This window comes from Nocardioides lentus (genome assembly GCF_039529515.1).
Lineage (GTDB): Bacteria > Actinomycetota > Actinomycetes > Propionibacteriales > Nocardioidaceae > Nocardioides > Nocardioides lentus.
In genome coordinates this window covers 136,872-161,474 of sequence record NZ_BAAAMY010000014.1, presented here as the reverse complement: position 1 = coordinate 161,474, position 24,603 = coordinate 136,872, and the positions used below count along the sequence as shown (strand labels likewise).

General features: G+C 74.8%; 23 protein-coding genes and 1 riboswitch. Of the genes, 11 read left to right on the top strand and 12 right to left on the bottom strand.

Features of this window, described 5'->3' with window-relative positions; genetic code table 11:
* Positions 1-51: 51 nt before the first annotated feature.
* From ABD158_RS18105 to ABD158_RS18085, 5 genes are all read right to left on the bottom strand, one after another.
* The gene (locus ABD158_RS18105) at positions 52-864 is read right to left on the bottom strand and encodes a hypothetical protein (protein ID WP_344009198.1); all 813 of its coding nucleotides are present in this window, start codon (positions 862-864) and stop codon (positions 52-54) included.
* A 12-nt stretch (positions 865-876) separates the two neighbouring features.
* Positions 877-2,355, bottom strand: coding sequence for a bifunctional hydroxymethylpyrimidine kinase/phosphomethylpyrimidine kinase (locus ABD158_RS18100; protein WP_344009196.1), 1,479 nt, complete (start codon positions 2,353-2,355; stop codon positions 877-879).
* Positions 2,352-3,008: a thiamine phosphate synthase gene (gene thiE, locus ABD158_RS18095; protein WP_344009194.1), complete on the bottom strand. Its 657-nt coding sequence runs from the start codon at positions 3,006-3,008 to the stop codon at positions 2,352-2,354. Before thiE ends, ABD158_RS18100 begins: the two co-directional genes overlap by 4 nt.
* On the bottom strand, positions 3,005-3,877 hold the full coding sequence (gene thiM / locus ABD158_RS18090; protein WP_344009192.1) for a hydroxyethylthiazole kinase: 873 nt from the start codon (positions 3,875-3,877) through the stop codon (positions 3,005-3,007). The genes thiE and thiM overlap by 4 nt, the downstream gene beginning before the upstream one ends.
* Positions 3,860-3,955: riboswitch (TPP riboswitch) on the bottom strand. It overlaps the preceding gene by 18 nt.
* A gap of 89 nt (positions 3,956-4,044) precedes the next feature.
* On the bottom strand, positions 4,045-4,617 hold the full coding sequence (locus tag ABD158_RS18085; protein WP_344009190.1) for a cob(I)yrinic acid a,c-diamide adenosyltransferase: 573 nt from the start codon (positions 4,615-4,617) through the stop codon (positions 4,045-4,047).
* A 65-nt stretch (positions 4,618-4,682) separates the two neighbouring features.
* Between ABD158_RS18085 and ABD158_RS18080 the strand changes: the two genes are divergently transcribed.
* The 3 genes from ABD158_RS18080 to ABD158_RS18070 all read left to right on the top strand — a co-directional run bounded on the left by ABD158_RS18080 (position 4,683) and on the right by ABD158_RS18070 (position 7,916).
* The gene (locus ABD158_RS18080) at positions 4,683-5,333 is read left to right on the top strand and encodes a hypothetical protein (protein ID WP_344009188.1); all 651 of its coding nucleotides are present in this window, start codon (positions 4,683-4,685) and stop codon (positions 5,331-5,333) included.
* Between the two features lie 43 nt (positions 5,334-5,376).
* Entirely contained in the window at positions 5,377-5,721 is a 345-nt protein-coding gene (locus ABD158_RS18075) for an STAS domain-containing protein (RefSeq protein WP_344009186.1), read from the top strand.
* Positions 5,722-5,831: 110 nt separating this feature from the next.
* Positions 5,832-7,916 (top strand): protein meaA, encoded by a 2,085-nt coding sequence (locus ABD158_RS18070; protein ID WP_344009184.1) that lies wholly within the window; start codon positions 5,832-5,834, stop codon positions 7,914-7,916.
* Between the two features lie 16 nt (positions 7,917-7,932).
* Here the strand turns inward: ABD158_RS18070 and ABD158_RS18065 are convergent, their stop codons facing one another.
* On the bottom strand, positions 7,933-8,430 hold the full coding sequence (locus ABD158_RS18065; protein ID WP_344009182.1) for a DUF427 domain-containing protein: 498 nt from the start codon (positions 8,428-8,430) through the stop codon (positions 7,933-7,935).
* Between the two features lie 103 nt (positions 8,431-8,533).
* Between ABD158_RS18065 and ABD158_RS18060 the strand changes: the two genes are divergently transcribed.
* Together ABD158_RS18060 and ABD158_RS18055 are read left to right on the top strand one after the other, a co-directional pair.
* Complete coding sequence (locus ABD158_RS18060; RefSeq protein WP_344009180.1) at positions 8,534-8,824, top strand: hypothetical protein; 291 nt, start codon at positions 8,534-8,536, stop codon at positions 8,822-8,824.
* Positions 8,825-8,832: 8 nt separating this feature from the next.
* Positions 8,833-9,357 (top strand): ferritin, encoded by a 525-nt coding sequence (locus tag ABD158_RS18055; protein ID WP_344009178.1) that lies wholly within the window; start codon positions 8,833-8,835, stop codon positions 9,355-9,357.
* A 39-nt stretch (positions 9,358-9,396) separates the two neighbouring features.
* Here the strand turns inward: ABD158_RS18055 and ABD158_RS18050 are convergent, their stop codons facing one another.
* From ABD158_RS18050 to nucS, 3 genes are all read right to left on the bottom strand, one after another.
* Positions 9,397-12,726 carry a DEAD/DEAH box helicase gene (locus ABD158_RS18050; RefSeq protein WP_344009176.1) on the bottom strand — a complete coding sequence of 1,110 codons (3,330 nt, stop codon included), beginning with the start codon at positions 12,724-12,726 and terminating at the stop codon, positions 9,397-9,399.
* A gap of 66 nt (positions 12,727-12,792) precedes the next feature.
* The gene (locus ABD158_RS18045; RefSeq protein ID WP_344009175.1) at positions 12,793-13,422 is read right to left on the bottom strand and encodes a DUF952 domain-containing protein; all 630 of its coding nucleotides are present in this window, start codon (positions 13,420-13,422) and stop codon (positions 12,793-12,795) included.
* A gap of 25 nt (positions 13,423-13,447) precedes the next feature.
* The gene (gene nucS, locus ABD158_RS18040) at positions 13,448-14,134 is read right to left on the bottom strand and encodes an endonuclease NucS (protein ID WP_344009173.1); all 687 of its coding nucleotides are present in this window, start codon (positions 14,132-14,134) and stop codon (positions 13,448-13,450) included.
* 81 nt (positions 14,135-14,215) lie between these two features.
* Between nucS and ABD158_RS18035 the strand changes: the two genes are divergently transcribed.
* The 4 genes from ABD158_RS18035 (at position 14,216) to ABD158_RS18020 (ending at position 19,253) form a co-directional block, all read left to right on the top strand.
* On the top strand, positions 14,216-15,781 hold the full coding sequence (locus ABD158_RS18035; RefSeq protein ID WP_344009171.1) for an alanine/glycine:cation symporter family protein: 1,566 nt from the start codon (positions 14,216-14,218) through the stop codon (positions 15,779-15,781).
* Positions 15,778-16,575, top strand: coding sequence for an alpha/beta fold hydrolase (locus ABD158_RS18030; protein WP_344009169.1), 798 nt, complete (start codon positions 15,778-15,780; stop codon positions 16,573-16,575). Before ABD158_RS18035 ends, ABD158_RS18030 begins: the two co-directional genes overlap by 4 nt.
* A 75-nt stretch (positions 16,576-16,650) precedes the next feature.
* Entirely contained in the window at positions 16,651-18,468 is a 1,818-nt protein-coding gene (locus ABD158_RS18025; RefSeq protein ID WP_344009167.1) for a 3-hydroxyacyl-CoA dehydrogenase family protein, read from the top strand.
* A gap of 20 nt (positions 18,469-18,488) precedes the next feature.
* Positions 18,489-19,253, top strand: a complete 765-nt coding sequence (locus ABD158_RS18020) for an endo alpha-1,4 polygalactosaminidase (RefSeq protein WP_344009165.1) — start codon at positions 18,489-18,491, stop codon at positions 19,251-19,253.
* A gap of 52 nt (positions 19,254-19,305) precedes the next feature.
* Here ABD158_RS18020 and ABD158_RS18015 read toward each other — a convergent pair whose 3' ends face one another.
* Positions 19,306-19,845 carry a CGNR zinc finger domain-containing protein gene (locus tag ABD158_RS18015; protein WP_344009163.1) on the bottom strand — a complete coding sequence of 180 codons (540 nt, stop codon included), beginning with the start codon at positions 19,843-19,845 and terminating at the stop codon, positions 19,306-19,308.
* 39 nt (positions 19,846-19,884) lie between these two features.
* Between ABD158_RS18015 and ABD158_RS18010 the strand changes: the two genes are divergently transcribed.
* Both ABD158_RS18010 and ABD158_RS18005 read left to right on the top strand, forming a co-directional pair.
* Entirely contained in the window at positions 19,885-20,901 is a 1,017-nt protein-coding gene (locus ABD158_RS18010; RefSeq protein WP_344009161.1) for an EamA family transporter, read from the top strand.
* Positions 20,898-21,641, top strand: a complete 744-nt coding sequence (locus tag ABD158_RS18005; protein ID WP_344009159.1) for a class I SAM-dependent methyltransferase — start codon at positions 20,898-20,900, stop codon at positions 21,639-21,641. Before ABD158_RS18010 ends, ABD158_RS18005 begins: the two co-directional genes overlap by 4 nt.
* 7 nt (positions 21,642-21,648) lie before the next feature.
* On the opposite strand, the gene ABD158_RS18000 is transcribed toward ABD158_RS18005, so the two are convergent.
* Together ABD158_RS18000 and ccrA are read right to left on the bottom strand one after the other, a co-directional pair.
* A complete protein-coding gene (locus tag ABD158_RS18000) occupies positions 21,649-23,085 on the bottom strand; it encodes a coiled-coil domain-containing protein (protein ID WP_344009157.1) in 1,437 nt (478 codons plus the stop codon).
* A 156-nt stretch (positions 23,086-23,241) separates the two neighbouring features.
* Positions 23,242-24,582: a crotonyl-CoA carboxylase/reductase gene (ccrA, locus tag ABD158_RS17995; protein ID WP_344009155.1), complete on the bottom strand. Its 1,341-nt coding sequence runs from the start codon at positions 24,580-24,582 to the stop codon at positions 23,242-23,244.
* Positions 24,583-24,603 lie beyond the last annotated feature (21 nt).

The window sequence follows — 24,603 nt, the reverse complement described above, 5'->3', positions numbered from 1 at the left end:
GAGCCGGCGGCAGCTCCCGCCGCGGGGCGGGATCTTCTGCCGGGTCGGCCCTCAGGCGTCGTCGAGCACGACCTGGAGCAGACCGGTCACCAGCTCGAGGTACGCCGCGGTGCGGCCCGGGCCGTCGAGGCCGCGCAGGTCGGCGGCGGGCGTCGCGCCCCAGACCACGACGGTGTCGTCGTCCGGGGTCTCCTCGCCGTCGGCCGGGTCGGCGGGCTCGCCGTCCGGGGCCCAGAGGGTGATGTCGGGCTCGGTCAGCCCGTCGCGCAGAACGAGCCACACGTGGACGGCGTCCCACTCGACGCCGAAGCGGGCGCCGATGTCGCGCCGGGCCTCCGCCACGCCGGCGTCGGCGTGGAGGGCGTCGCGGGCGGCGTCCCAGGCCGGGTCGGTCGCGGGCACGAAGCCGAACGCCGGGTCGTCGGGGTCGACCCCGTCCGGCAGCGCGGGCTCCTCGCCGGTCCAGGCCGAGCCCACGCCGTCGGGGAGGTCGGCGGTGAGCCACTGGAGCACGAACGGCGAGCGGTCCCACTCGTCGTCGCCCTCGAGCCCGGCGACGAGCAGCGCCTCGGCGCCCTCCCAGCGCCACGCGCCGGGGTCCAGCTCGCCACCGGTCTCCCGCGTCGACCGGTACGTCGACCGGCCGGCCGCGACGACCGCGGCCGCGAGCAGCTCGGCGGCGTCACCCTCGTGGGTCGCGGGCACCCGGCACCGCGCGAGCAGCCCCTCGACCGCCTCGTCCAGCGCGGCACCGAACGCGTCGACCTCGTCGGCGGCGAGCTGCGCGGAGAGCCGGGCGACCGACCCGTCGTCGGCGACCCCGTCGAGCAGGTCGATGAGGGCCCAGAAGCGTGCGTCGTCCACGGCCCCAGCCTCTCAGGTCGTCGTCGCGGCCCCGAGGGGAGCCGCGAAGAACCGCCGCTCGTGCTCCACCGACGCCGCGAACGCCGCCCGCATCCGCTCCCGCACCTCGGGTCGCGCGCGGGCGGCGGCCTCGCCGACGAGCCGGACGGCCTCGGCGGTCGTGGCCGCGAACGCCTGGTCGCCGTAGGTGCGCAGCCACGCGGCGTACGGGTGGCCGTCGTGGGCCTGCGGGAGCAGCCGCGAGCCGACGTCCTCGTAGACCCAGAAGCACGGCAGGAGCGCCGCGACGAGCACCTCGTGGGAGCCGCGGGCGACCGCTGCCAGCAGGTGGTCGACGTACGCCGTGAGCGCGGGGCCGGGCGTGGCGTCGAACAGCTCCGCGGGAGGCAGGAAGCCGCCGTGCAGCTGCAGCTCGGTGGCGACCGCCCCCTCGGCGGCCGCCGCCCAGAACGCCTGCTCGGCCGCGGTCGGGGCCGTGGCGCTCGCGGCGGCCAGCGCTCGGGCGAACTCGCGGAGGTAGAGCGCGTCCTGGCCCACGTAGTCGTCGAAGGCACGGCGGTCGAGCGACCCGTCGCCGAGCGCCCGCACGAAGGGCAGCGCGTCGATGGCCGCGCGAACGGGAGCCGTCTCCCGCCACCAGCCCTCGGTGACCTCGGCGGCCGCCGGTGGGGTCTCGGTGCCGCCGCGCGCCCAGAGCCCGGCGAAGTGGGAGACCGGCCCGCGCCCGGTGCCCACGTGCAGGTCGTCGGCGGCCGCGACCGACTCGCGCAGCCAGCGGGTCGCCTCGGCGACGGCGTCGGGCCACGAGCCCCTCGCGCACCGCAGGGTCGCGACGGCCGACGACAGCGAGCACCCGGTGCCGTGGGTGTGCGGGGTCTCGACCCGGGCGCCGACCGTCTCGACCACGGTGCCGTCGGGGTCCACGAGCGCGTCGCGCACGACGGGGTCGTCCACGAGGTGGCCGCCCTTCGCGAGCACGCGCACCCCCAGTCCCGCGGCCACCTCGCGCGCCTGGGCCAGCACGCCGGCCCAGTCCGTGGCGGGCGGGCCGCCGGCGAGGACCGCCAGCTCGGGCACGTTGGGCGTCACCAGGTCGGCGACGCCCCGCACCAGCTCGCGCAGCGCGTCGACGGCCTCGGCGTCCAGCAGCCGGTCCCCGCTGGTCGCGACCATGACCGGGTCCACGACGACCACGGGCGGCCGGTGGGCCGCGAGCCAGTCGTGGACGGTGCGCACCAGGTCGGCGTCGGCGAGCATCCCCACCTTGACCGCGTCGACCACCACGTCGTCGCCCACGGCGTCGAGCTGCGCCCGCAGGAAGTCGTCCGGGGGGCGGTGGACGGCGCGCACACCCCGGGTGTTCTGCGCGACCAGCGCGGTGACCACGGCCATGCCGTAGCCGCCCTGGGCGGCGATCGACTTCAGGTCGGCCTGCACCCCGGCCCCGCCCGTCGGGTCGGTGCCGGCGATCGAGAGCACGCGGGGGATCACGCCGCCCGCTCCCACGCCCGCACGAGCCGCCGCGTCTGCAGCGCGGGGTCGGCCGCCGCGCAGATCGCCGAGACGACGGCGGCGCCGTCGAAGCCGCCGGCGCGCAGCGCGGGCAGGTCGTCGACACCGAGCCCGCCGATCGCGACCGAGGCCAGCCCGTGGCCCGCGGCGACCGCCGCCAGCGCCGTCGCGCCCGCGAGACCCAGCGGAGCCGGGGCGTCGGGCTTGGTCGAGGTGGCGTGCACGGCGCCGATCCCGACGTGGTCCGCGCCGTCGGCGGCGGCCCGGCGCAGCTGGTCGGGCGTGGAGGCGCTGACGCCCACCAGCATCCCGGGGCCGAGCGCCTCCCGCGCCCGTGCGGGGGAGCCGTCGCCCTGCCCGAGGTGCACGCCGTCCACCCGGGCACCCGCCTCCCGGGCGGCGAGGACGACACCCAGCCGGTCGTTGACGAGCAGCCGGACGTCGTCGGGAACGGCGTCGCCGACCGCTCGCAGCAGCGCCAGCACCTCGGCGTCGGCCGCGTCCTTGGCGCGCAGCTGCACCCAGCGCACGCCGCCCGCGACGGCGGCCACGACGGTCTCGACGACGTCGCGGCCGGCGCGGGCCGCCTGCGCGCCGTCGGTCACGAGGTAGACCCCGTCCGGGGCGCTCACGCGAGCCCCGCCGGAGGCGTGGCGGGGTCGAGTGCGGCCAGCTCGTCGAGGAGGGCGACCGCGAACGAGCCCGGCCCGCCCGCCCCCGGACGTCGACCGGCGGCGGCCGCCGCCGCGCCGTACCAGGCGCAGGCCGCGGTCGCGGCCACGAGCGGCGCCGACGAGCCGGCGAAGGCCGCGACGACGGCGCCGAGGAGGCACCCCCCGCCGGTGACGCGGGTCAGCAGCGGGTGGCCCCCGGGCACGCGGACCTCGAGCACCCCGTCGGTGACGAGGTCGACCGGACCGGTGACCACGACCACCCCGCCGGTCCGCGCGGCGAGCTCGCGGGCCGCGGGCAGCGCGGCCGCCACGTCGTCGGCGCTGTCGGTGCCGCGCCCGCCCCCGCCGAGGCCCGCGAGCGCCATCACCTCGGAGGCGTTGCCCTTGACGACGGCGGGCCGCCGCTCGACCAGCTCGGCGGCCAGCGCCGTGCGCACGGGCAGCGCGCCGATCGCGACCGGGTCGAGCACCCAGGGGGTGCCGGCCTCCTCGGCGGCCGTCACGGCCTCCCGCATCGCCTCGCGCTGCGCGGCGTGGGGCGTCCCCAGGTTGACCAGCACGCCGGAGGCCACGCGGGCGAACGGCCCCGCCTCCTGCGGCACGTCGACCATGGCGGGGGAGGCGCCGAGCGCCAGCAGCCCGTTGGCGGTCAGGGGCATGACCACCGCGTTGGTCAGGCACTGCACCAGGGGCGCCTGCTCCCGGAGGCGCGCCAGCGCGCCCGCCAGGTCGCCCGGCGTGGGTGCCCCAGCAGGGTCGGGACCGGGGGCGGCAGCCGGGGAGATGGACCCGGAGGAGGGGTGGGAGGACGACGTCACCACGGACATCCCTTCGCTAGTACGAGCTAGATCAGGTTCGACGGGTGTGATCTCAGCCCCGCGCAGGGGGCACCCCGTGTCGATCCCGACCGTACCGGGCGAGGGATGGGAGGGCGGTCGCGGCCTGCCGACGGGTCAGCGCCGGCCGGTGCCGGTGACCGCCCGTCGGCGCCGGGTCAGCGCTCGCCGCCCGGCTTCCACAGCACGTCGCCGACGGAGCGGTTCGCGTGGCGGGCGAGGATGAACAGCAGGTCCGAGAGCCGGTTGAGGTAGGCGATGGCGACGACGTTCATCCCCTCGCCGTGCTCGGCGTGGGCACGCCAGCCCGAGCGCTCCGCACGCCGGCACACGGTGCGGGCGACGTGCAGCAGGGCCGCGCCGGCCGAGCCGCCCGGAAGGATGAAGGACCGCAGGGGCTCGAGGTCCTCGTTGTAGGAGTCGCACCACCCCTCGAGCCGGTCGACGTAGGCCTGCTCCACGCGCAGCGGCGGGAACTCGGGGTCGGCGACGACCGGGTTGCCGAGGTCGGCGCCGGCGTCGAAGAGGTCGTTCTGGACGGTGCGCAGCACCTCCACGACGTCGTCGTCGAGCCCGCCGAGCTCGATGGCGACCCCGATCTGGGCGTTGAGCTCGTCGACGTCGGCGTAGGCGTGCAGCCGCAGGTCGTTCTTCGTCGTCTCGGTCATGTCGACCAGCCGGGTGCGCCCGCCGTCGCCGGTCCGGGTGTAGATGCGCGTCAGGTTCACCATGGGCCCAGGGTAGGGCCCGGGCACGACGCCGCGGGTCGGTCGGGCGCGCCCCGTAGATTCTCCGCATGGACCTGCCCCGCACGCCCGTGCTGCGCCGCTCGCCGCTGCTGTACGCCGCGCTGTTCGCCGTGCCCGGTCTCGGCCTCGCCGTCGCCGGCCTCTTCCACCCGCACTCGCTGTCCTACGAGACCTCCGGTCTCTGGTACGGCCTGCACCTGCCCGGGCTGCTGTTCTTCCCGCTGGTCGGCGTCGCGCTGGTGATGCTGGTCCGGGGCCGCACCGACCTGCTGTCGTGGGCGATCCGGCTCACCGCCTACGTCTACATGACCTTCTACTCCGCGCTCGACGTCGTCAGCGGCATCGGGGCGGGCTACGTGACGCGCGAGCTGGGCCCCGACGTGCCCCGCCCCGACGCAGTGAGCCTGATGTTCCGGATCGGCACCCCGCTGGGCGAGGTGGGCTCCTACGCCCTGATGGCCTGCGTCGTGCTGGTGCTCGCGGACGCGGTGCGACGGATGCGGGTCGCCGCGCTGCCGGGCGTCCTGCTGCTGCCCGGCGCCTACCTCGTGCACGTCGGCCACATCTTCAGCCCCGAGGGGGTCGTCGGCATGGCGCTGCTGGCGGTGGGATCGGCCGCACTGGCGTACGCCGCGGCGACACGGGCGGGCGGTTCCGCGGGTAATGCAACCTCGGGGGCCCTCCACGCGTCACCCTGAGCAGACGGTCGCGTCCGACGCGGCCGAAGGATCGGGGGATCTGATGCTGGCCGAGGTGACCACGGACCTGGACGGACGGCGTCTCGTGCTGTCCGGCGACGTCGACTGTCGGAGCACGGCGCGGCTGCGCACGGCGCTGGCGGAGCTGCTGGAGACCGCCGACCCGTGGAGCGACGAGCCGGGCGCCGACGTCGTCGTGGTGGACCTCGCGGCGGTCGAGTGCGTCGACGTGACCGCCCTCAAGGTGCTGGCCGCCGCGAGCTGTCGCGCCGGGGCGCGCGGACGCCGGGTGGTGCTGCGAGCGCCCGGACCCGCCGTACGACGGCTGCTGCACCTGACCCACCTGATCCGCGTGGTCGAGCTCGAGCCGGCGCACGCCGACGCCTGAGCGCCCGGCTCCGCCGTGCGCGGGGCCGGGTCCCCGGGCCCGGGCCGTGTGGCCTTTTCCACACCGCTCGACCGGTTACCTACCAGTAGCCACGGGACTACCCTCCGGTCATGGCAGACCCCACCGCGTCCGGCCCGCTCACGCCGGAGCCCACGGCCCCCCGTCCGTCGCGGGACCGCCCCTGGGTGATGCGCACGTACGCCGGCCACTCGACCGCGACGGCGTCCAACGCGCTGTACCGCGGCAACCTCGAGAAGGGCCAGACCGGCCTCTCGGTCGCCTTCGACCTGCCGACGCAGACCGGCTACGACCCCGACAGCCCGCTCGCCGCGGGCGAGGTCGGGAAGGTCGGCGTGCCCGTGCCCCACCTCGGGGAGATGCGCCGGCTCTTCGAGGGCATCCCGCTCACGTCGATGAACACGTCGATGACGATCAACGCCACGGCGATGTGGCTGCTGGCGCTGTACCAGGTCGTCGCCGAGGAGCAGGCCGGCGTCGGCGGGGGCGAGGGGTCGCCCACCGCCGAGGAGGTCGCGGCGCAGCTCGCCGGCACCACCCAGAACGACATCATCAAGGAGTACCTGTCCCGCGGGACCTACGTGTTCGGCCCCGAGCACTCGCTGCGGCTGATCGCCGACGTGATCGCCTACACGGTCAACCAGGTCCCGAAGTGGAACCCGATCAACATCTGCAGCTACCACCTGCAGGAGGCGGGCGCGACACCGACGCAGGAGCTCGCGTACGCCATGTGCACCGCGATCGCCGTGCTCGACCAGGTCCGCAACGGCGGCCAGGTGGCCGAGGAGGACTTCCCGGCCGTCGTGGGCCGGATGTCGTTCTTCGTCAACGCCGGGGTCCGCTTCGTCGAGGAGACCTGCAAGATGCGGGCCTTCGTCGAGCTGTGGGACGAGCTGTGCCGCGAGCGGTACGGCGTGACCGACCCCAAGATGCGCCGCTTCCGCTACGGCGTGCAGGTCAACTCGCTCGGGCTGACCGAGGCGCAGCCGGAGAACAACGTGCAGCGCATCGTGCTCGAGATGCTCGGCGTGACGCTCTCCAAGAACGCCCGGGCCCGAGCACTCCAGCTGCCGGCGTGGAACGAGGCGCTCGGCCTGCCGCGACCCTGGGACCAGCAGTGGTCCCTGCGGCTGCAGCAGGTGCTGGCCTTCGAGTCCGACCTGCTGGAGTACGAGGACATCTTCGACGGCAGCCACGTGATCGAGGCCAAGGTCGCCGAGCTGGTCGCCGGCGCCCGGGAGGAGATGGACCGCGTGCAGGCGATGGGCGGGGCGATCGCGGCCGTCGAGTCCGGCTACATGAAGCAGGCCCTCGTCTCCGCCCACGCGGCCCGCCGCGGGCGCATCGAGAGCGGCGAGGAGAAGATCGTGGGCGTCAACGTCTACACCTCGACCGAGCCCTCGCCGCTGACCGCCGACCTCGACGGGGCGATCCAGACCGCCGACCCCGAGGCCGAGCGCGCGGCGCTGCGATCGGTCGAGGAGTGGAAGGCCGGGCGCGACCAGGCCGCGGTCGACGAGGCACTGGCCCGGCTCGCCGCCGACGCGAAGACCGACGCCAACCTGATGACCGCCACCCTCGCGGCCGCCCGCGCGGGCGCGACGACGGGGGAGTGGGCCGGCACGCTGCGCGAGGTGTTCGGCGAGTTCCGTGCGCCGACCGGAGTCAGCGGGGCCGTGGGCGTCGTGGCCGCCGCCGGTGAGGCCGGCGACGAGCTGCGGGCGGTGCGGGAGAAGGTGCGCACGACCGGTGAGGAGCTGGGCGGGCGCCTGCGCCTGCTCGTCGGGAAGCCCGGTCTCGACGGCCACAGCAACGGCGCCGAGCAGGTCGCCGTGCGGGCCCGCGACGCCGGCTTCGAGGTCGTCTACCAGGGGATCCGGCTCACGCCCGCGCAGATCGTCCGCGCCGCCGTCGACGAGGACGTGCACTGCGTGGGGCTGTCGATCCTGTCGGGCTCGCACATGGAGCTCGTGCCGGCGGTGGTCGAGGGGCTGCGCGCCGAGGGGCTCGGGGACGTGCCGGTCATCGTCGGCGGGATCATCCCCGACGCCGACGCCCGGAGCCTGCGGGAGGCGGGTGTCGCCGCGGTCTACACGCCGAAGGACTACGGGCTGACCCAGATCATGGGCAGCATCGTCGACGTCATCCGGGGCGCCGAGGGCCTCGCGGTCGACTGACGCGGGTCCGCCGCGCTCACCAGCCCCAGGAGCCGGGGATGCCCTTGAACGGTCCGACGACCTTCGAGGTGATCCACCCGCCGTAGAACCCGCCCTCCTGGGGCTGCACCCGCTCGCCGTCCACGAAGCACGCCTCGACGGCCAGCGGGGTGACGGCCCAGTGGCCGCGGAGGTCGACGAACCCCGGCGTCGGGTCCGGGTAGGTCCAGGCGGCCTGCTCCGCGCGGGCCTCGCCGCCGACGAGGTCGGCGTAGGCCGCTCGGCCCTTCCACTCGCAGAACGACCCGCCCTCGATCCGCACGAGCGCCCCGGGGGCGAAGTCCTCCTCGGGCAGGTAGTACGTCGGGGGGTGGGAGGTCTCGAGCACCCGGTAGGTGCGGGTGGAGGAGGCGACGACGACGCCGCCGACGACCACCTCGACCGTCTCTCGGCTGCGGACCAGGTCCGGGGGTCGGGGGTAGTCCCAGACCGACTCCTGACCGGGTGCGGGCTTCTCGGGCTTCGGCCGCTTCACGTCGCCATTCAACGCCCGGGCTCCAACCCGGCCACCGGAGCCACCCGCGGATCCGGACGTGGACACAGGTAAGGCTTGCCTGACCTGCTGCTAGGTTGACGGCATGGGCAAGAAGTCGGGCATCACCTCGCTGGGCAAGGTGCCGAAGACGAAGTGCTGCGAGTCCCGCTCGAAGTGCGACCGCTGCCCGCTGCGGATGCTCAAGGAGGGCACGCTCCCCGTGGAGTACGCCGTGCGCAAGCGCCGGCTGGTCCACGCCGACACGAAGACCCCGGTCTCGAAGGACGAGCTGCCGAAGAAGGTCAAGAAGTCCACGAAGCCCGCGAAGCCCTCGAAGCGCAAGGACGCCGCGAGGGTCGACCGGAAGGGCCGTCGGCTGCCCTCCGCGGCCTGAGGAGACAGATGACCCCCACCCGGTTCGCCGCCCAGCTGAACGAGCAGGTGGGTCACGAGCTCGCCGCGCACAACCAGTACCTCGCCTGCGCCGTGCACTACGACGCGCTGACCATGCCGCGCATGGCCGCCTTCTTCTACGCCCAGGCGCTCGAGGAGCGCCAGCACGCGATGATGATGGTGCGCTACCTGCTGGACACCGACGCCGAGGTCGCCATCCCCGCCCTGCCCGCCCCCCGGTCGTCGTTCGCCGACGTCGTGGCCCCGATCGCGCTGGCGCTCGAGCAGGAGAAGCAGGTCACCCGCCAGATCAACGCGCTGGTGCGCACTGCCCGCGACGAGGACGACTACGCCGCCGAGCAGTTCCTGCAGTGGTTCGTGAAGGAGCAGGTCGAGGAGGTCGCGACCATGTCGGACCTGCTGGCGGTCGCGACCCGCAACGCGAGCGACGTCGACGACATCGAGGACTGGGTCGCTCGTGAGCAGACCGCCGAGGGCGCCGACCCCACGGCCCCGCCCGCCGCGGGCGCCTGAGACCCCGGGACCGGCGGGACCGCCGCGGAGCCGCTCCGGTCACTCGAAGAGCGCACGGACGTCCTCGGCGGTGATCGCGCCCGACGAGGCCCCACCACCGTCTACGACCTGGGCGAACAGGGCGGCCTTGCGCGCCTTCAGCGCCATCACCTTGTCCTCGATCGTGTCGGTCGACACGAGGCGGTAGACCATCACGGTCCGGTCCTGGCCGATCCGGTGGGCGCGGTCCACCGCCTGCGCCTCGGCCGCCGGGTTCCACCACGGGTCGAGCACGTACACGTAGTCGGCCTCGGTGAGCGTGAGCCCGGTGCCGCCGGCCTTGAGGCTGATCGCGAAGACCGGGACCTCCCCGGAGCGGAAGCGGGTGACCTCACGGGCCCGGTCGGTCGTGCTGCCGTCGAGGTAGGCGTGGTCGATGCCGGCGGCCTCCAGCCGGGCGGAGACGCGGCCGAGGAAACCGGTGAACGAGCTGAACACCAGCGCCCGGTGGCCCTCCGCGACCACCTCGCCGAGGTGCTCGAGCAGCAGGTCCGCCTTCGCGGAGCCGACGGCCTCGTGCTCGGCGTCGACCAGGGCGGGGTCGAGGGCGAGCTGTCGCAGCCGGGTGAGCGCCGCGAGGATCGCGACCCGGTTCTCGCTGAAGTCCTCCAGCAGCCCGAGGATCCGCTGCCGCTCGCGCGCCAGGTGGGCGTCGTAGAGGCGCCGGTGCCGGGGCGCCAGCTCGACGTCGAGCACCTGCTCCTGCTTGGCGGGGAGGTCGGGGGCGACCAGCTCCTTGGTGCGGCGTAGCACGAACGGCTTGACGCGCCGGCGGAAGCGCGCCAGGGCGGCCTCGTCGCCCTTCTCGACCGGCGTGGCCACCGAGCGGGTGAACGACGCGAGCCGGGGGTAGAGCCCCGGGGCGACCAGCGAGAGCAGCGACCACAGCTCCGTGAGCCGGTTCTCGAACGGCGTGCCGGTCACCGCGAGCAGGAACGGCGCCCGCAGACCCTTCACCGCGAGGTGGGCGCGGGAGCGGTGGTTCTTGACCTGCTGGGCCTCGTCGAGCACGACCCCGCCCCAGGCCACCGCGGCGTACTCCTCGGCCTCCAGCCGCAGCAGCGTGTACGTCGTGACCACCACGTCGGCGCCGGCGGCGAGCTCGGCGACGCTGCCGCCGCGCCGGGTGCCGGTGCCCGTGACCGGGACCACCCGCAGGCCCGGGGTGTGACGGGCGGCCTCGGTGGCCCAGGCGCCGACGACGCTGGTCGGGGCGACGACGAGGAACGGGGTGTCGTCGCCGCGGCCGCGGGTGTGCGCGACGAGGGCGAGCACCTGCAGGGTCTTGCCCAGCCCCATGTCGTCGGCCAGGACCCCGCCGAGGGAGTGCTCCCACAGGAAGGCCAGCCAGGCGAAGCCGTCGCGCTGGTAGGACCGCAGCTCGGCGCTCACCCCGCTCGGCTCGGGACGGGGGATCCCGGTCAGGTCCCGCAGGGCGCGGGCACGGGCCACCCAGTCGGCGACCGACGGGTCGACGTCGCCGAGGTCGGCCAGCGAGGCGAGGGTGTCGAGGTCGTGCCGGCCGACCCGCAGGTCACCGGGTCCGGGGCCCTCACCGGGCTCCCGCTCGTGGACCTCGGCGGCGGCGGCCACCGCCTCGGACAGGGCGGTCAGCTCGGGGGAGTCCGTGGGCAGGTAGAGCCCGCTGGGGAGCACGAGGTAGTCGGCACCCTCGGTGAGCGCGGCGATCACCTGGGGCAGCGGCAGCCGCTCGCCCTGGACCTCCACGACGACCGTCAGGTCGAGCCAGTCGGTGGCCGCGGGAGCGCCGTCGGTGGCGGTGGCCGACGGCTCGGGCCCGGCGAGCTCGACGGTGACCCGCGCCGGTGACTCCGCCCGCCGGAAGTCCGGGCGGTGGCTCTCGTGGACCTCCAGGCCCTCACGCGACCGCCAGTCGGGGATCTCGAGCAGCGCGAGCGAGACCGCGTCGGAGCCGCCCACCTCGCGGTCCTCGACGTCCAGCGGGCCCCGCTCCCGGTGCTCGGCGAGGACCCGGCGCTCCTCGGCGCGGTCGCGGACCCCGCCGAGCGACTCCTCCGACGACACGGAGCAGGCCCGTCGGGCCTCGTCCTCGCCGTAGGCCCAGCCCCAGCGCACGTCGGCGCTCGAGCCGTCGCGCCAGGTGATCGCCACCGACAGGCGCGGCGTCAGCCGGTCGGGCACCGCGACGCTCGCGTCGCTCGAGGTCACCGGCACGAAGCGGCGCAGCCGGGTCAGGTAGTCGTCGAGCTCGGCCGCGGCCTCGGCGGGGACCACGACGGGCCCGTCCTGGGCGAGCGCGCGCAGGGTCGCCGTCGGCATCGCGCCCTCGAGGGCGGCGAGGGTGAGCACGCCGTCCTCGACCAGCGCGACGGTGTGGGAGGGCACGCCGAGCAGGGTCAGGCCGGAGACGGGCCGCACCACGTCGTCCACGACGACGCCCAGGTCGACCACGAGGTCGGCGTCCGCGGGGGCGTCACCGGCCCGCCGCCCGCCGGGACCGGCGGGCCCGCCGCCGGCCAGCCGGGTGTCGGCGGCGAACGAGACCGGGTCGTCGAGCAGCCGCAGCCCGCTCAGCGGCGCGTCGGCGTACACCTCGATCCCGGCGTCGCGGGCCGACCGCAGCAGCCGCACGACACGACGACCGAAGTCGGCCAGCGACGGCTCGGTGCCGCCGTACCAGTAGGAGCCGCCGAGGGCCTGCTGCAACGCGGCGAGGGCCTCGAGCTGGGCGGGGTCGTGCCGGCGGGTGGCGACCATGCTGGGCACGGTCTGCCAGTCGATGCCCGACTTCACCCAGCCCCGGGTGCCGCGACGCATCGGCCGGAGGGTGACACGGGCGCCGTCCCCGACGGCGAACCGGTCGCGTCGACCCGCGTCGTGGCCGATCCGCAGCGCCAGCGGGGGGTGCTCGCCGACCGGCGGCTCGGAGGCGCCGAGGTCGGCCAGGACGGCGTCGAGGCGCCGGCGCCACACGGGGACGACCTCGCGCGCGCGAGGCTCGTCCGGGTCGGGCTCCGGCGGCAGCTCGCGGGCCAGGTGGCCCAGGGTCAGGCAGAGGGCCGCGCCGTGCTTGCACTGCAGGGTGACCGGGCAGGTGCACCAGCTGTCGACGAGGGGCGCGGGCCGGGGCGCGTCGTCCTGCAGCCCGCTGATCTCCACCGTCACCCGGTAGGCGCGCGTGGCCGAGCCGTGGACCTCGCCACGCGCCACGAGGTGCCCGCCGTCGCGCAGCTCGACCTCCACGCCCGTGACCAGCCGGTCCAGGGCGTACGCCCGTGCGCGGTCCAGCGCGCCGGCGTCGAAGCTGCCGAGGAGCACCTGCGGCTCGGCGAGGTGGTGGAGGACCATGACGACGATCGTGCCAGCGCCCGCCGACGGTCGTGCCGCGCCGTCCACAGGCCCCGACGGGCGCCCTCAGCCCTCCGTGCGGCGGTCCCAGCGGCGGTAGGCGACGACGGCCGCCGCGATGCCCAGCACCAGGGCCCCGAGCGCCCCGAGCAGTCCACCCCCCTCGCCGAGCGCGGCCTCGGCGAGGGTGCCGACGAGCACGGCCAGCGTCATCACCGCCACGGCCAGCCCGAGCCGCACCCCGATCTCGGCCATCAGCAGCGACGAGAACGACCGGCCGCCGGCGGGGTCCGCGGCGCCGTCCGGGCCTGCGTCGGGGCCTGCGTCCGGGCCCGTGATCGGGCCCGGCCCCACTGCGGGGGACCGCAGGGGCGTGACGCCGACGACGGCGTCCAGGGGCACGGCGCCGTACACGTGGGGGAACCGCTCACCGCGACCGGCGGGGTCGGCCGAGGCGGGGTCGGCGGGCTCCTCCACGACGGGGGCGTCGAGCCGGTCGGTGTCGATGGTCAGCAGCACCAGGGGCTCGACCACGTCGCCGTAGACGGTTTCGCGGACGCGCTGCCACTGGTCGGCCCGCGAGCAGTGCACGAAGCCCACCTCGGCGAGCGAGCGCCCCCGCGTGGAGCGGTCGTAGTAGGAGCCGCCCTGCGCGGCCCGCCACTCCGAGGCCAGCGCCACGTGGAAGATCCGCATCAGCCGCGCGCCCGGGGCCGCGCCATCAGAACAGCCGCGAGGTGGGGTCGTCGAGGCCGCGCAGGGCGTCGTAGTCGACGACCGCGCAGGCGATGCCGCGGTCGGTCGCGAGCACCCGCGCCTGCGGCTTGATCTCCTGGGCCGCGAAGATGCCCTGCACCGGCCCCCGCCGCGTCAGGGCCGGGTCGCGGTTGAGAAGCTGGAGGTAGCGCGTGAGCTGCTCCACGCCGTCGATCTCGCCGCGGCGCTTGATCTCGACCGCCACCGAGACGCCCGCGGCGTCACGGCACATCAGGTCGACCGGGCCGATCGCGGTCGGGAACTCGCGGCGGACCAGCGAGAGGCCCTCGGCGAGGGTCGCGGGGTGCTCGGCGAGCAGCTCCTGCAGGTGCTTCTCGACGCCGTCCTTGACCAGGCCGGGGTCGACGCCGAGGTCGTGGACCGCCTCGTGCAGGACCTCCTCGAGGGTGATCCGCAGGGTGTCGTCGGTCTTGGGGCTGGTGACGGTCCACTCGCGGCGGCCCTCGTCGTCGACCCCCTCGCGCAGGGTGCACGGCGGGGACATCCAGTTCAGCGGCTTGTAGGAGCCGCCGTCGGAGTGCACCAGCACCGAGCCGTCGGCCTTGATCATCAGCACCCGGGTCGCCATCGGCAGGTGGGCGGTCAGCCGACCTGCGTAGTCGACCTGGCACCGCGCCACCACGAGTCTCACGTCGGCGCAATCTACCGGTCCGGTCACGACCGGGTGACCTGCCTTGCGTCCGCCGAGCGGGGGACGGTTGAGTGGCGCCCCATGTCGCCCTCCCCGCCGTCCGACGTCGTCGTGCTCGCCGCCGAGACCACCCAGGAGGGCTGGCTCGGTCGCGTGGAGCAGGCGATCAGCGACGGGTTCGACCCCGTCGCCTCCGCGGTGTCGGGCGTCGTCTTCTACGCCCCGACCGTCGGCGGGATCACCTTCCCGCTGATCGTCCTGTGGCTGGTGGCCGCGGCCGCCGTCTTCACCGTGTACTTCCGCGGGATCCAGTTCTACAGCTGGGGCACCTCGAAGGACCTGATCAGGGGCACGTACTCCCGCGCCTCCGACCCCGGCGAGGTCACCCACTTCCAGGCCCTGTCGTCGGCCCTGTCCGGCACCGTCGGCCTCGGGAACATCGCGGGCGTCGGCGCCGCGGTGACGCTGGGCGGTCCCGGTGCGACGTTCTGGATGATCATCGCCGGGCTGCTCGGCATGTGCACCAAGTTCGTCGAGTGCACGCTGGGCGTGAAGTACCGGGAGGTCCACGAGGACGGGACGGTCACCGGCGGCCCGTTCCGCTACCTCCCGGTCGCCTTCGCCCGGTTCGGCTCGGGCGTCAGCTGGGCGCTGACCTCGGTGTTCGCGGTCGCGCTGTTCTTCTTCGGCGCGGTCGGCGGCAACATGTTCCAGGCCAACCAGACCTTCGCCCAGGCCCGCGAGGTCACGGGCGGGGAGGACGGGCTGCTGGGCTCGGCCGGAGCCTCCCTCGTCTTCGGGCTGCTCCTGGCGGGCGGGGTGGCGGCGGTCATCATCGGAGGCATCCAGTCCATCGGCCGGGTCACCTCCAGGCTGGTGCCGGCCATGGCCGTCGTGTACGTCGTCGCGTGCCTGCTCGTGATCGGCGCCAACGTCGACCACGTGCCGTCGGCCCTCGGCGCCATCGTCCAGGGGGCCTTCTCGCCCACCGGTGTCGCCGGCGGTGCGGTCGGCGTGCTCATCATCGGCTTCCAGCGCGCGGCGTTCTCCAACGAGGCGGGCGTCGGCTCCGCCCCGATCGCGCACTCCGCGGTCAAGACCAGGCACCCGGTGAGCGAGGGGTTCGTGGCGCTGCTGGAGCCGTTCGTCGACACCGTCGTGATCTGCACGATGACCGCGCTGACGATCGTCATCGCGGACACGGCCTACTACTCCGAGCAGCGTCAGGCCGTGGCCGGGGGAGCCGCCGCCCCCGACGGCGTGGTCGTCACCTCCGACGCGTTCGAGACGTTCCTGCCCTGGTTCCCGGTCGTGCTGGCCGTGGCGGTCGCGCTGTTCGCGTTCTCCACGCTCCTCACCTGGAGCTACTACACGCAGAAGGCGTGGTGCCACTTCTTCGGTCGTTCCGCGCGCAGCGAGAACACCTTCAAGGTGTTCTTCTGCGCGTTCACGGTCGTCGGGACGGTGATCTCCTTCGGCTCCGTGATCGACTTCGCCGACTCGATGCTCTTCGTCTGCGCGATCGTCAACCTGCTGGCGTGCTACCTGCTCCTCCCGGTCGTCAAGCGCGAGCTCCGCAGCTTCCGCGAGGGCCGCCGGTCCGGCGCCATCACCCCGGTCCCCCACGAGGAGCGTTCGACCACGTGAGCGACCTCCACGCGACGCACCTCGGCGAGCACGGACCGCGCGTCGTGTTCTGCCACGGCCTGTTCGGCCAGGGCCGCAACTGGACGACCGCGGCGAAGGCGCTGGCCGGGCGCCACCGGGTGACCCTGCTCGACATGCCCAACCACGGGCGCTCGGCCTGGACCGAGCACCTCGACTACGTCGACATGGCCGACACCGTGGCCGCGACGGTCCGCGGGGGAGGCGAGGACCCCGTCGCGCTGGTCGGTCACTCGATGGGCGGCAAGATCGCGATGCTGCTGGCCCTGCGCCACCCGGACCTCGTCGAGCGGCTGTGCGTGGTCGACATGTCCCCGGTGACCTACGACGCCGGGCGGAGCGAGTTCGCGGGCTACATCGCGGCGATGTCCGGGATGGACCTCGACGCCCTCGAGCGGCGCGCCGACGCCGACGCGGCGCTGTCCCCGGCCGTGCCCCACCCCACGATCCGGGGCTTCCTGCTGCAGAACCTGCGCAGCGGCGGCACCGACGGAGGCTGGCGCTGGGCGCCCAACCTGGCCCTGCTCGGCGCCGAGCTCGAGGTGCTGTCGGGCTGGCCGGAGGACCGCCTCGCCGACACCACGCCGTACGACGGGCCGGTGCTCTGGGTCGCGGGCGCCACGTCGCCGTACGTCACCGACGACTACGAGCCCGCGATGTCGCGGTGGTTCCCGCGCCAGCGCCGGGTGACCGTCAAGAACGCGGGCCACTGGGTGCACTCCGAGCAGCCGGAGGTGTTCGCCGAGGTCCTGCGGCGCTTCGTCGACGGCGCCTGACCCCGACCACGCAGGCACCTGCGGCGTGAGGACCGTCACGTCCGCGGCGGCGGCCCGCGTGCCATGATCCGGGCCATGACGACCCTCGCCGAGTCCACCGACAGCGCCGCCGACTCGGCGCGCCCCATCACGACCGTCGGGGTGGTCGGCCTCGGCACGATGGGGGCCGGGATCGCGGAGGTCTTCGCCCGCCACGGCTTCTCCGTCATCGGCGTGGAGCGCGACGACGCGGCCGCCGAGCGCGGCCACGGCCACCTCACCCACTCCACCGACCGTGCCGTGGCCCGCCAGAAGCTGTCCGAGGAGGACGCGGCGGCCCTCATCGGGCGGATCCGGGTCTCCACCGACCTCGCCGACCTCGCCGAGGCCGGCCTGGTCGTCGAGGCGATCGGCGAGTCGCTCCAGCTGAAGAAGACCCTCTTCGCGGCCCTCGACGACATCGTGTCGCCCGACGCCGTGCTCGCCACCAACACCTCGTCGCTCTCGGTCACCGAGATCTCCACCGCCACGAGCCACCCGGGCCGGGTCGTCGGCATGCACTTCTTCAACCCCGCTCCGGTGCAGAAGTTCGTCGAGGTGGTGCGCACGGTGGTCACCGAGCCGCGCGTGCTCGAGGACGTCACGACCCTCGTCGAGCAGCTCGGCAAGAGCCCCGTGGTGTGCGGTGACCGCGCGGGCTTCATCGCCAACACGCTGCTGTTCGGCTACCTCAACCACGCGGCGTCGATGTACGAGACCCGCTACGCCAACCGCGAGGACATCGACGCGGCCATGCGGTTCGGCTGCGGCTACCCCATGGGCCCGCTGGCCCTGCTCGACCTGATCGGCCTGGACACGGCGTACGAGATCCTCGAGACGATGTACCGCCAGGGTCGCGACCGGCTCCACGCGCCCACGCCGCTGCTCAAGCAGATGGTCTCGGCGGGCCTGCTGGGCCGCAAGACCGGTCGGGGCTTCTACACCTACGAGGGTCCCGACAGCCCCGTCGTCGTCGCCGACGAGCAGACCCCGACCGCCGACGACATGCCGGCGCTGCGTCGCGACGTGCGGCTGGTCGGCGTCGTCGGCACCGGCACCATGGCCTCGGGCATCGTCGAGGTGATGGCCAAGGGCGGCTACGACGTCGTGTTCGTCGGCCGCTCCCAGGCCAAGGTCGACGCGGTGCACGCCCGGGTCGCGAAGTCGCTGGACAAGGCGGTGCAGCGCGGCAAGCTGGAGGAGTCCGCCCGTGACGAGGCGCTCGGTCGCCTCACCGGCTCCACCTCGCTGGACGACCTCGCCCCCGTGGACCTCGTCGTCGAGGCGATCGCGGAGGACCTCGGGGTCAAGACCACCCTGTTCGAGAACCTCGACGAGATCTGCAAGCCGGGCGCGATCCTGGCCACCACCACCTCGTCGCTCCCGGTGATCGAGCTGGCCCGGGTGACCGGCCGGCCCGCGGACGTGGTCGGCATGCACTTCTTCAACCCGGCGCCGGTGATGCGCCTGGTCGAGGTAGTCTCGACGGTGGCCACGGCCGACGACGTGACCGAGACCGTGCAGGCGCTGTGCGGCACGGTCGGCAAGACCGCGGTCAGCTGCGGCGACCGTGCGGGCTTCATCGTCAACGCGCTGCTGTTCCCCTACCTCAACGACGCCGTGAAGATGCTCGAGGGCCACTACGCCACCGCCGACGACATCGACACCGCCATGAAGCTGGGCTGCGCGCTGCCCATGGGCCCCTTCGAGCTGCTCGACGTGGTCGGCAACGACGTGTCGCTCGCCATCCAGCGCGAGCTGTACCTGGAGTTTCGCGAGCCCGGGTTCGCCCCGGCGCCCCTGCTGGAGCACCTCGTGACCGCGGGCTACCTCGGGCGCAAGACCGGCCGCGGGTTCCGCGACCACAGCCGCTGAGCCACGGGCAGACTGTCGGGGTGCGCGCTCTCCTGACGGCCCTGCTCACCGGTCTGCTGCTGCTCGGGGCGACGCCCGCCTCGGCCGCGCCCGAGCCGCTGCCGGCCGACCTCGACCGGTGGGACTACCAGATCGGCGGGCCCCGCGCGGTCGGCGACCGGGTCGACGTCGTCGTGCGCGACCGCGAGGCGCGGCCGGCCGGGGTGTACGACGTCTGCTACGTCAACGCCTTCCAGACCCAGCCGGGGGAGCAGCGGTTCTGGCGCGAGCGGTGGTCGCTGGTGCTGAAGGACGGTCGCGGCCGTCCCGTCGTGGACGCGGGCTGGGGGGAGTGGCTGCTCGACATCCGCACGGCCGCGAAGCGGCAGCGGCTGGCGCGGATCGTCGGTGGCTGGTTCGCGGGGTGCGCCGCGGACGGCTACGAGGCGGTGGAGCCCGACAACCTCGACTCGTTCTCCCGCAGCCGCGGTCACCTCGACCGTGCCGACGCCCGTGCCTTCGCGCGGCTGCTGGTCGCGCGCGCCCACGCGGCGGACCTGGCGATCGCGCAGAAGAACTGGGCCGAGCTGGACGGGAGCCGCCTCGGCTTCGACTTCGCCGTGGCCGAGTCGTGCGCGCGGTGGCGCGAGTGCGACCGCTACGCCACGGCGTATGACGGGGCGGTGCTGGCGGTGGAGTACGACGCGCCGTCCTTCCGTCGGGCCTGCGCGCGCTGGGCTGACGACGTCGCCGTCGTGCGCCGCGACCGCGCCGTGACCCCGCGCGGGGTCCGCCGCTGGTGCTGACCCCGCGGTGGTCGGCGGCGCGACGGTGCCCCGACCGGCGGGCCGGGGAGGATCAGCCGCCGTCGCGCCGGCGGGCGCGGTAGGCGGCGGCGGCCTCGCGGTTGCCGCAGGTGGTGGAGCAGAAGCGGCGTGAGCGGTTGCGGGAGAGGTCGAGCACGAGGCCCGCGCAGCCGTCGGCGGCGCAGAGGGCCAGCCGCGAGAGCTCGTCCGCGCGGATCACGTCGATCATCGCCATCGCGGTCTCCACGACGATGCGGTCGGCCAGGGGCCGGTCGTCGTCGATCGCGTGGAGGTGCCAGTCCCAGCCGTCGTGGCGGGCCAGCCGCGGCACGGCCCCGGCCTCGGCGAGCAACCGGTTGACCACCGGCGCCGCCTCGTCGCGCTCGGCGGTCAGCAGGTCGCGCAGCACGGGTCGCAGCTCGCGCACGGCCGCGAGCTCGACCTCGTCGCGGTCGTGGCGACCGGTGTAGCCGTACTCCAGCCACAGCGCGTGGAGATCCTCGACGTCGGTGAGCGTGTCCGGGGCCTCCGCGCTGTTGACCAGGGCGGTGGCCGCCTGCAGCGCCATCACGGTGTCATGGGTGAAGTCCACGTTGACACCTTACGCGACGCGGACCTAGTGTCAGGTGCCATGAGCAGCATGACTCCTGACGTCCGCCGGAGCGGCGTCGCCTCGGGCCTCGCCTTCGCCCTCGTCTCCGCGACCGTCTTCGGCCTGGCCGGTCCCCTCGCCCGCGGTCTGCTGGACAACGGCTGGTCCGCGGGCGCCGCGGTGCTCGCGCGGATCGGGATCGCCGCGGTCGTGCTGGCACCTGCCGCGATCTGGGTGCTCCGCGGACGCTGGGCGCTGCTGGGCGCCAACCTCGGCGTGGTCACCGTCTACGGCCTCGTCGCCGTCGCCGGCATCCAGCTCGCCTTCTTCTACGCCGTGACCTACCTCGAGGTCGGGGTCGCCCTGCTCATCGAGTACACCGCCCCGGTCGCGGTCGTCACCTGGATGTGGCTGCGCCACGGCCAGCGTCCCGGACGACTGACCCTGGCCGGCGCGCTCGTCGCCGCGCTCGGCCTCGTCCTGGTGCTCGACGTCGTCTCGGGCGCGTCGCTCGACGCGGTGGGGGTGGCCTGGGCGCTCGCGGCGATGGTCGGCCTGGCCGTCTACTTCGTGCTGTCCGCCTCGCAGGACAACGGGCTGCCGCCGATCGTCCTCGCCGAGGGCGGGCTCGTCGTCGGCACCGTGGTGATGGCGCTCGCCGGGGTCGTCGGCCTGGTGCCGATGACCGCCTCCACCGCGCCCGCGACCTACCAGGACGTCGCGGTGCCCTGGTGGCTCGCGACGCTCGGGCTCGGGGTGCTCTGCGCGGCCGTCGCCTACGCCACGGGCATCGCCGCCGGGCGCCGGCTGGGCTCGCGGCTCGCCTCGTTCGTCGGGCTCAGCGAGGTCCTCGCCGCGCTCGTCTTCTCGGTGCTGCTGCTCGCCGAGCTGCCCGGCCCCTGGCAGCTCCTGGGCGGTGTGCTGGTCCTCGCGGGCGTCCTGCTCGTCCGGGCCGGCGAGCCGGACCCCGACGCCGACCTGCCGGCCGCCGCCCACCTCGGCGCGGCGGACGCCGCGGTCGGGCCGGAGGCGGGGGTGGCAGGCTCGCGCCCATGACCCGCGAGTGGGACGCCTCGACGTACGACGCCCTGCCCCTGCCGCACGAGGCCTGGGGCGCGGGCGTGCTCGACCGCCTCGGTGCGGGCGGCCCCGTGGCCGGCGAGCGGGTCCTCGACGCGGGCTGCGGCACCGGGCGGGACGCCGCGGCGCTGCTGGCGCGCTGGCCCGAGGCCGACCTCGTCCTGCTCGACGGCTCCCGGACCATGCTCGACCGGGCGCGCGAGCGGCTCGGCGGGCGGGCGACGTACGTGGAGGCCGACCTCACCCGGCCGCTGCCCGACGGGGTCGGGCGCCCCGACGCCGTGATGAGCGTCGCCGCGTTCCACTGGGTCCCGGACCACCGCGCGCTGTTCGCGCACCTCGCCCGGGTCGTGCGCCCCGGCGGGCGCCTGGTGGCCGAGTGCGGGGGAGCGGGCAACCTGGCCGGGCTGCGCCCCGCCCTCGCCGCGGTCGACCCGACGGCGGTGGGCGAGGAGTGGACGTTCGCCGACGTCGGGGCGACCCGCGCGGCGCTGACGGCCGCGGGCTGGCGGGCGGACGGGGTCCGCCTGCGGCCCGACCCGATCCGCCTCGAGGACCCCGCGCTCCTGCGCACCTACCTGGCGACGGTCGTGCTCGGCGCCCACGAGGCACGCCTGGGCGAGGACTACCCGCGTTTCGTGGACGCCGTCGCGGCGGCCCTCGACGAGCCCGTCGTCGACTACGTGCGCCTCGAGGTCGAGGCGCACGTCGCCTGAGGTCCGCCTACTTCTTGCGCGGGTTGCGGGCCGGGGCCGCCTTCCCCGACGAGGTCGGCGCGGTGGCCGGGCCGGCTGCGGTGCCGCCCGGGGTGCCCGTCGACGCGGCCTCGGGGGCGTCCGGGACCTCCGGCTCGTCCGGGTCGTCGTCGCCGAAGCCGGCCACGACGTCGCGCAGGGCACCGAGCTGGACGGCGATCGCCTCGCGGCGCTTGACCATCCGCTCCACCTGCGAGCGCACCGCGGCGAGCTCGCGCTCGGACTCCTTGGTGCGGCTGTCGGTGATCGCCTCGGCCTGGGTGCGGGCGGAGGCCACCACCTGCTCGGCCTCGCGGCGGGCCCGCGACAGGACCGCCTCGGCCTCGCGCTGCGCCTGCTGCCGGTTGTCGGTGGCCTGGGCGATCGCGTCGCGGGCCCGCTGCTCGGCGGCGTCGGCCCGCTGCTCGGCCTCGGTGACCAGTCGGGCGGTCTCCGCGGTCGCGCTGGCGTGGTGGTCGGAGGCCTCGCGGGCCAGCCGCTCCTTCTCCACGGCGAGGGCGCGGCGCGCCTCCTGGGCCTCGCGGTCGGCCGCCGCACGGACCTTCTCGGCCTCGCGGGTCGCCGACGTGCGCAGCTCGTTGGCCTCCTGCTCGGCGGCCAGCCGCAGCTGGTCGGCCTGGCGCTGCGCCGAGGCACGGAGGTCCTCGCCCTCCGTGCGGGCCAGCGTGCGCTCGGTCTCGGCGTCCGCCATGACGCGGGAGCGGGTCTCGTCGAGGTCCTTGAGCTGGACCAGGCGCATGTCGTCGGCGTCGCGGGCCGCCTCGGCGCGCACGGCCTTGGCGTCGCGCTGGGCCTGCTCGCGGATCTCGGCGGCCTCGCGCTCGGCGGCGAGCCGGACGTCGGCGGCCTCCTCCTCGGCGAGGCGGAGCATGGCGCTCGCGCGCCCCCCGAGCCCGGCGTACGACGGGTTGCGGTTCTCGGCGAGCTCCTGCTCGAGCTCGGAGATGCGGGCCTCGAGGTGGCCGTGGCGACGCTCGGCCTCGGCGAGGTCGGTCGCCAGCGCGGCCCGCTCGCCGGCCATCTCGCGCACGGCGGCGTCCACGGCGGACCTGTCGTAGCCCTCCAGGCCCCACTTGCGGATGACCGGGAAGGTCGGGAGGGGCGCGTTGGCCGCGGCCCGGGCGCTCCCCGAGGCCGTCGGTGCGCCCGCCGGGCGGGCGGGGCCGGGCCCGGACGGCGCGCGGCCGGTCGGTGCCGGCCCGCCCGGGCGGGTGGCCGGCTGCTGGCGGGTCCGCTCGGACTCCGCGCCACCGGCGGCGGAGTCGGCCTGGGAGCCCACCGTGGGAATCGCCTCGGTGGCCTTCTCGTCGGCGGGATCAGCGGCCCCCGGACGCGGAGTCCCCTCGGCCGGGGTCGGCGGCGCGTCCGCGTCGTCGTCGAAGATGGACAGGCCGCGATCGCTCATGCAGGCCCCTCTCCTGGTCGGTGCGGTCAGGAAGCCTCCAGTCTGTCCGATCCACCGCGCCAAACCCACCCCGCGCCCGGCGGGTCCCGGGGATGTGACGCAGCCGACCGGCCCGATCGCCCGCCGGGCGGGCGATCAGGCCGGTCGAGGAGCCGATCAGACCCCGCGGAACCGGTTGATCGCGTCGAGGTGGGTCGCGCGGAGCTCGTGGTCGCGGACGCCGAGGCCCTCCTCGGGCGCGAGGCACAGCACGCCGACCTTGCCCTGGTGCTTGTTGTGGTGCACGTCCAGCGCGGCCTGGCCGACGTCCTCGAGACGGTAGGTGCGCGAGAGCGTCGGGTGGATCTTGCCCTTGGCGACGAGGCGGTTGGCCTCCCAGGACTCGCGGTAGTTGGCGAAGTGCGAGGAGATGATGCGCTTGAGGTTCATCCACAGGTAGCGGTTGTCGTACTCGTGCATGTAGCCGCTCGTGGAGGCGCAGGTGGTGATCGTGCCGCCCTTGCGCGTGACGTAGACCGAGGCGCCGAAGGTCTCGCGGCCCGGGTGCTCGAAGACGATGTCGATGTCCTCGCCCCCGGTCAGCTCGCGGATCCGCGACCCGAAGCGCTTCCACTCCCTCGGGTCCTGCGCGGTGCCCTCGTCGTTCCAGAAGCGGTAGCCCTCCTCGGAGCGGTTGATCACCAGCTCCGCGCCCATCGAGCGGGCGATCGCGGCCTTCTCCTCGTTGGAGACCACGCAGACCGGGGTGGCGCCACCGTTGAGCGCGTACTGCGTGGCGAAGCCGCCGAGGCCGCCGGAGGCGCCCCAGATCAGGACGTTGTCGCCCTGCTTCATGTCACCGCCGTTCTTGGAGACCAGCTGGCGGTACGCCGTGCAGTTCACGAGCCCGGGGGAGGCGGCCTCCTCCCAGGTCAGGTGGGCGGGCTTGGGCATCAGCTGGTTGGCCTTGACCAGCGCGACGTGCGCCAGGCCGCCGAAGTTGGTCTCGAAGCCCCAGATGCGCTGCTCGGGGTCGAGCATCGTGTCGTTGTGGCCGTCGGGACCCTCGAGCTCCACCGACAGGCAGTGCGCGACGACCTCCTGGCCGGGCTTCCAGGTGTGGACACCGGGCCCGGTGCGCAGCACGACGCCGGCGAGGTCGGAGCCGACCACGTGGTAGGGCAGGTCGTGACGCTTGGCCAGCGGCGAGAGCCGGCCGTAGCGCTCCAGGAAGCCGAAGGTGGAGACGGGCTCGAAGATCGAGGTCCACACGGTGTTGTAGTTGATGGCCGAGGCCATGACGGCCACCAGCGCCTCGCCCGGGCCCAGCTCGGGCATCGCCACGTCCTCGACGTGCAGCGACTTGCGGGGGTCCTTGTCCTTGGCGCTGAGGCCCTCGAACATGTCGACGTCGTCCTTGCGGACCAGCGCCGCGGTGTAGGACTCGGGCAGGTCGAGGGCGGCGACGTCCTCGCTGGTGGCGTCGTCGGAGGTGATGGCGTCGAGGATCTGCTGCACGGTCTCTCCTGGGTCGGGCGG

Coding starts and splice junctions, on each gene's coding strand:
- thiM (WP_344009192.1), bottom strand. CDS start 3,877: ATGTCCGTGGTGACGTCGTCCTCCCACCCCTCCTCCGGGTCCATCTCC.
- ABD158_RS18085 (WP_344009190.1), bottom strand. CDS start 4,617: ATGGTGAACCTGACGCGCATCTACACCCGGACCGGCGACGGCGGGCGC.
- ABD158_RS18080 (WP_344009188.1), top strand. CDS start 4,683: ATGGACCTGCCCCGCACGCCCGTGCTGCGCCGCTCGCCGCTGCTGTAC.
- ABD158_RS18075 (WP_344009186.1), top strand. CDS start 5,377: ATGCTGGCCGAGGTGACCACGGACCTGGACGGACGGCGTCTCGTGCTG.
- ABD158_RS18070 (WP_344009184.1), top strand. CDS start 5,832: ATGGCAGACCCCACCGCGTCCGGCCCGCTCACGCCGGAGCCCACGGCC.
- ABD158_RS18060 (WP_344009180.1), top strand. CDS start 8,534: ATGGGCAAGAAGTCGGGCATCACCTCGCTGGGCAAGGTGCCGAAGACG.
- ABD158_RS18055 (WP_344009178.1), top strand. CDS start 8,833: ATGACCCCCACCCGGTTCGCCGCCCAGCTGAACGAGCAGGTGGGTCAC.
- ABD158_RS18050 (WP_344009176.1), bottom strand. CDS start 12,726: ATGGTCCTCCACCACCTCGCCGAGCCGCAGGTGCTCCTCGGCAGCTTC.
- ABD158_RS18045 (WP_344009175.1), bottom strand. CDS start 13,422: ATGCGGATCTTCCACGTGGCGCTGGCCTCGGAGTGGCGGGCCGCGCAG.
- ABD158_RS18035 (WP_344009171.1), top strand. CDS start 14,216: ATGTCGCCCTCCCCGCCGTCCGACGTCGTCGTGCTCGCCGCCGAGACC.
- ABD158_RS18025 (WP_344009167.1), top strand. CDS start 16,651: ATGACGACCCTCGCCGAGTCCACCGACAGCGCCGCCGACTCGGCGCGC.
- ABD158_RS18010 (WP_344009161.1), top strand. CDS start 19,885: ATGAGCAGCATGACTCCTGACGTCCGCCGGAGCGGCGTCGCCTCGGGC.
- ABD158_RS18005 (WP_344009159.1), top strand. CDS start 20,898: ATGACCCGCGAGTGGGACGCCTCGACGTACGACGCCCTGCCCCTGCCG.
- ABD158_RS18000 (WP_344009157.1), bottom strand. CDS start 23,085: ATGAGCGATCGCGGCCTGTCCATCTTCGACGACGACGCGGACGCGCCG.